At 70.1% G+C, this 5,250-nt stretch carries 4 protein-coding genes and 1 pseudogene; 4 read left to right on the forward strand and 1 reads right to left on the reverse strand.

The features are described from left to right. The 3 genes from ACFQZ6_RS35340 to ACFQZ6_RS35350 all read left to right on the forward strand — a co-directional run. A partial coding sequence (locus tag ACFQZ6_RS35340; RefSeq protein ID WP_381619086.1) for a DUF5326 family protein occupies positions 1–144 on the forward strand: 144 nt, incomplete at its 5' end. A 553-nt stretch (positions 145–697) separates the two neighbouring features. Continuing rightward, a complete protein-coding gene (locus ACFQZ6_RS35345; RefSeq protein WP_381619089.1) occupies positions 698–1,411 on the forward strand; it encodes an IclR family transcriptional regulator in 714 nt (237 codons plus the stop codon). Positions 1,412–1,509: 98 nt separating this feature from the next. Continuing rightward, positions 1,510–1,953 (forward strand): SsgA family sporulation/cell division regulator, encoded by a 444-nt coding sequence (locus ACFQZ6_RS35350; protein ID WP_381610267.1) that lies wholly within the window; start codon positions 1,510–1,512, stop codon positions 1,951–1,953. 95 nt (positions 1,954–2,048) lie between these two features. Here the strand turns inward: ACFQZ6_RS35350 and ACFQZ6_RS35355 are convergent, their stop codons facing one another. Then, the gene (locus tag ACFQZ6_RS35355; RefSeq protein WP_381619083.1) at positions 2,049–3,836 is read right to left on the reverse strand and encodes a YibE/F family protein; all 1,788 of its coding nucleotides are present in this window, start codon (positions 3,834–3,836) and stop codon (positions 2,049–2,051) included. A gap of 253 nt (positions 3,837–4,089) precedes the next feature. On the opposite strand from ACFQZ6_RS35355, the pseudogene ACFQZ6_RS35360 reads away from it, so the two are divergent. Then, positions 4,090–5,250 (forward strand): annotated as a pseudogene (locus tag ACFQZ6_RS35360) (phosphomethylpyrimidine synthase ThiC); the annotation flags it as partial.

Genomic DNA, 5,250 nt, shown 5'->3' on the forward strand with positions numbered 1-5,250 from the left:
GTGTTCGGCGGCCTGATAGCCAGCGTCATCGGCTTCGTGATCGGCCTGCTGTTCAAGGTGCTGGTCTTCGTGGCCCTGGTCGGCGGACTCATCTACGTCGTACGCAAGTTCACCTCCAGCTCCTCCTCACGCGGCGACTGGTGACCGGTTTCGGCGACGCGTGAGCGGTGCGGCGGTCGGCCCGGGGTTGAAACGGGTGGACCGGGTCGGGCGGCTGGTGCGCGGCGGCACGGGCAGGGTGACGGGTAACAGGATGCGCGGGTTCCCTCGGGCGGGGGAAGTTTCCCGCGCAGGCCGTCTGAGAGCGGCAATCGACGGTTAGAGTCCAGAACTCGTCGCGGGGAAGGACCCCGCGAGCGGCGCACACCTCCTCCCGTGTTCCCCGCACGGACAGCCCCCTCGCGCTCCGGGAGTGACTCTTGCCCACGGTTGACACCGCCCCAGCCGACCCAGAAACCCACGCACCCGCCGCGGCCACCCTGACGACCGCCCTCCCCACGCCGGGCCCACGCTTCAGGCCACCCGAGCAGCCCTCGCCACCAGCGACCGCGGCAGCGGCCGTACGAGCCGCCCCGGCCCAAGGCGCCGGGCCGCCGCACCCGCGCCGGTGGCCCCGACGTGCTCCTCCGCGCAGCGGCCCTCCGAGCCGCCCCCGTCTCCGCACGCCACCACCCTCATCGGTTCCGTGCAGCGCGCCATGCGCCTGCTGGAGTGCGTCGCCGGGCACGAACACGGCGCCCCCGCCAAGCAACTGGCCCGTGAGACCGGCCTCGCCCTCCCCACGGCCTACCACCTGCTGCGCACCCTCGCCCACGAGGGCTATCTACGCCGGGAGCAGGGGCTGTACTTCCTCGGAGAGGCCGCCGAGCGGCTGAGCAGCGTCGGAGCCCAGCAGAAACGTCGCAGCACGATCGTTGACGCCCTCGCGCGCTGGCGGGACGCCATCGGCGTACCCGTCTACTACGCGCTCTACCGCGAGGGCGAGATCGACGTCAGATGCGTCTCCGACACCCCGGGCAACCCGGCGGTGGAGGAGTGGGCCGACTTCCGGGAGACCGGACACGCGCACGCCATCGGGCAGTGCCTCCTGTCCCAACTGGACGACGGCGCCCGCCGCGACCACCTCGACCGCTACCCCGTGCAGCCGATCACCCCGTACACGGTCCGCGACAACCACGGCCTGCTACGACGGCTGGAACGGAACCAGAGCATGGAGCCGGTGGTCGAGCGGCAGGAGTACGCGCTCGGAACGGTCTGCGCGGCGATCCCCCTGACCGTGGGCACCACCGCCGCGACGATGGCGATCTCCCTCCCGGCCCACCAGGCCGACCGGCTGCTCCCCGCGGTCCGGCAGTTGCAGGACGAGATCGGACAGTTTCTCGGCTCACTTGCGATCTCTATCAGTATCTGAAAACTCACTCCTTGTGATCTGATGCACACATTCAGCAAGATTCCAACAGTGTTCAGGGTTCATTCCCGGCCAGTCGACGGCAAATGACGGGGTAGGCGATGCGCGAGTCCGTACAGGCGGTACAGGCAGAGGTCATGATGAGCTTTCTCGTCTCCGAGGAGCTCTCCTTCCGCATCCCGGTGGAGCTGCGCTACGAGACCTGTGATCCCTATGCCGTGCGGCTGACCTTCCATCTGCCCGGGGACGCACCCGTGACCTGGGCGTTCGGGCGTGAGCTGCTGATCGACGGGGTCGGTCGGCCGTGCGGCGAGGGCGATGTGCGGGTCACACCGGTCGAACCCGAGGCGCTGGGCGAGGTCCTGATCCGGCTCCAGGTCGGCGCCGACCAAGCGCTGTTCCGGTCGTCGTCGGCACCGCTCGTGGCGTTCCTCGACCGCACCGACAGGCTGGTGCCGTTGGGCCAGGAGGGCGTGCTCGGCGACTTCGACGCCCACCTCGACGAGGCCCTCGACCGCATCCTCGCGGACCAGGGCGCTGGGTGAAGCGTTACTCCAGACAGGTGGCGTAACGCTTCACCTGCGGATGCGGATGCGGATGAGGGCGGGCGAGGGCGCGCTTCTCGCTCCGACTCGCCGGGTCAGCGCCTCCGGCGACGCCCCCGGCCGCCAGATGCCGCAGCCGGGCGACCGGTCGGTGCGGCGTCCTGGCCCTGCCGGGGTCCGGGCCGGTCGGCCGAGACCACGAGCGCCGCCAGCGCCGTGGTGACCGGCACCGACGCCACCAGGCCGATCGAGCCCACCAGTGTGCGCACGATCTCCTCAGCGACCAGTTCGCTGTTGGCGACCGCCCCCACGCTGCTCTGCGCGATGGAGAAGAGCAGCAGCAGCGGCAGCGCGGCACCGGCGTACGCGAGGACGAGGGTGTTAACGACGGACGCGATGTGGTCGCGGCCGATGCGGATGCCCGCGCGGTACAGGCCGCGCCAGCCCATCGTCGGGTTCGCCTCGTGCAACTCCCACACGGCGGAGGTCTGTGTGACGGTCACGTCGTCCAGGACGCCGAGCGAGCCGATGATGATACCGGCGAGCAGCAGACCGCTCATGTCGATCGTCGGGTACAGGCCGTGGATGAGGCCGGTGTTGTCGTCGGTGTTGCCGGTGAGCGCGGCCCAGTCGATGAACAGCGAGCCGAGGACGCCGATCAGCAGCAGCGAGACCAGGGTGCCGAGTACCGCGACCGATGTACGGGCTGACAGACCGTGGCACAGGTACAGGGCCATCAGCATGATGGCGCTCGCCCCGATGACCGCCACGAGCAACGGGTTCGAGCCCTGGAGGATCGCGGGCAGGATGAAGAAGTTCAGCACCAGGAAGCTGGCGGCGAGGGCGACCAGCGACATGACGCCCCGCAGCCGTCCGACGACCACGACGGCGACCGCGAAGATGCCCGCGAGCAGGGCCAGGGGCAGCCTGCGGTTCACATCGGTCACCGAGTACTGCAGGTCCTTGGGCGCCGAGGGCTCGTAGGCGACCACGACCTCCTGGCCCTCGTGCAACTGCCGGGACTGGTCCGGCTGCACGATCTCGGTGAACGTACGGCCGCTGTCCTTGCCGGTGTCGATCCGGATCGTCGCCTTCTTGCAGGTGCCCTGCGCCTGTTGCTGCGCGGAGGAGCCCTCGGCGGTGGAGGTGTCGCCCGTCGGCGGGACCGTGGAGCCGTTCACGGAGGAGCAGCTCAGGCTCTCCACCTTGGTGACCGTGGCCTGCTGGGTCTGCCGATCGAAACCGACCCCGGTGCGCTCGTGCGGGGGCGCGCCCCCGGGCCACAGGACGGCGAGACCGATGACGACCGCGGCGGTGAACGGGATGAGGATCGCCGCGATCACCTTGCGCAGGTGCTGGGAGACCGGCGCGGCGGGCCCGTGCCCGTGACCGTGCGAGTGCCCACCTCCGGCGCCGTGTCCGCCGTGGTCACCAGGCCCGTGCCCTCCGTTTCCACCGACTCCGTGCCCATCGTGGTCACCGGACCCGTGTCCACCACCGCCGCCGGACGCCCCGTGTCCACCACCGCCGCCGGACGACCCACGTCCTCCGCCACCTCCGGGCCCGCGCCCCCCAGGGCCACCGGAACGTCCGCCGGGGCCACCGGAAGCACCACCGCTTCCGGAACCGGCACCGGAACCGGCCCCAGGCCCGCCCCCCGGGCCGTACCCACCCCCGTACTCACCGCCGGGCCCGACGCCGTACCCCCCACTGGGCCCACCACCAGGCCCACCGCTGGGCCCGGCCCCAGACCCGTACCCGCCCTCGCCGCCGAATTCGGACCCCGCTGAACCCTGGCCCCGGCCAGGGGCATTGCCGGTTCTGGGGGCGGAGCCGCGTGGTGGTTCGGGCGGTGGGAACGGAGGATGCTGCGTCGTGGTCACCGACCGATCATCGCAAGAACGACAGAGGCCCTCTGTTCACCGCGCCCGAATTGACGCTAGCGTGGAGCCACCTTTGTAAACGCGGGAGCTCGGAGCACCGGGCTGAGAGGGCGCTGACCTCCGTCCCAGCGATGTTTCACATGAAACGTCACCCACATCGAGTGATGTTTCACACGGGACATCGGCGGACGGAAACCGCTGCGTCGACCGCCGAACCTGTTACCGGGTAATGCCGGCGTAGGGAGTAGGTCTCATGGCCAACAAGGACGTACGCACGCCTGCCTCCACGCAGCTCTCCAGCGACACGGAGTCTGCCGAGGTCGGGAAGTCCATCGGCTGGCACAAGGCGTATGTCGCGGGCTCCCGCCGACATACAGGTGCCGGTCCGTCAGGTGCACCTCACCAACGGGCAGTCGGTCACGCTGTACGACACATCGGGCCCGTACACCGATCCACTCGTCGACACGGACGTCCGCAGGGGTCTGTCACCGCTGCGCGAGAACTGGATCGTCGCCCGCGGTGACACCGAGGAGTACGCGGGCCGCCCCGTCCGTCCCGAGGACGACGGGATCAAGCACACCTCGCCGCGGGGCGGGCTGCGCAACCTGGACGCGGTCTTCCCCGGTCGGCCGCGGCAGCCGCGCCGGGGCCGCGACGGGAAGGCGGTCACCCAGCTCGCGTACGCGCGCCGCGGGGAGATCACGCCGGAGATGGAGTTCGTGGCGCTCAGGGAGAACGTCTCTCCCGAGGTGGTCCGCGAGGAGATCGCGGCGGGGCGGGCCGTGCTGCCCGCCAACGTCAACCACCCGGAGATCGAGCCGATGATCATCGGCAAGCGGTTCCTGGTGAAGGTCAACGCCAACATCGGCAACTCCGCGGTGACCTCCTCCATCGAAGAGGAGGTCGAGAAGATGACCTGGGCGACCCGCTGGGGCGCCGACACGGTCATGGACCTGTCCACCGGCCGCAACATCCACACCACCCGCGAGTGGGTGCTGCGCAACTCCCCGGTCCCCATCGGCACGGTGCCGCTCTACCAGGCGCTGGAGAAGGTCGACGGCAGGGCCGAGGAGCTGACCTGGGAGATCTACAAGGACACGGTCATCGAGCAGGCCGAGCAGGGCGTGGACTACATGACCGTCCACGCGGGCGTGCGCCTGCCCTACGTCCCGCTGACCGCCAACCGCAAGACCGGGATCGTCTCCCGCGGCGGCTCGATCATGGCCGCGTGGTGCCTGGCGCACCACAAGGAGAGCTTCCTGTACGAGAACTTCGAGGAACTCTGCGAGATCCTCGCCGCCTACGACGTCACCTACTCCCTCGGTGACGGGCTGCGGCCGGGCTCGATCGCGGACGCCAACGACGAGGCGCAGTTCGCGGAGTTGCGCACGCTCGGGGAACTCAACCAGATCGC

Origin of the sequence: Streptomyces flavalbus, assembly GCF_042674625.1 — a bacterium.
Taxonomy (GTDB): Bacteria; Actinomycetota; Actinomycetes; order Streptomycetales; family Streptomycetaceae; genus Streptomyces; species Streptomyces flavalbus.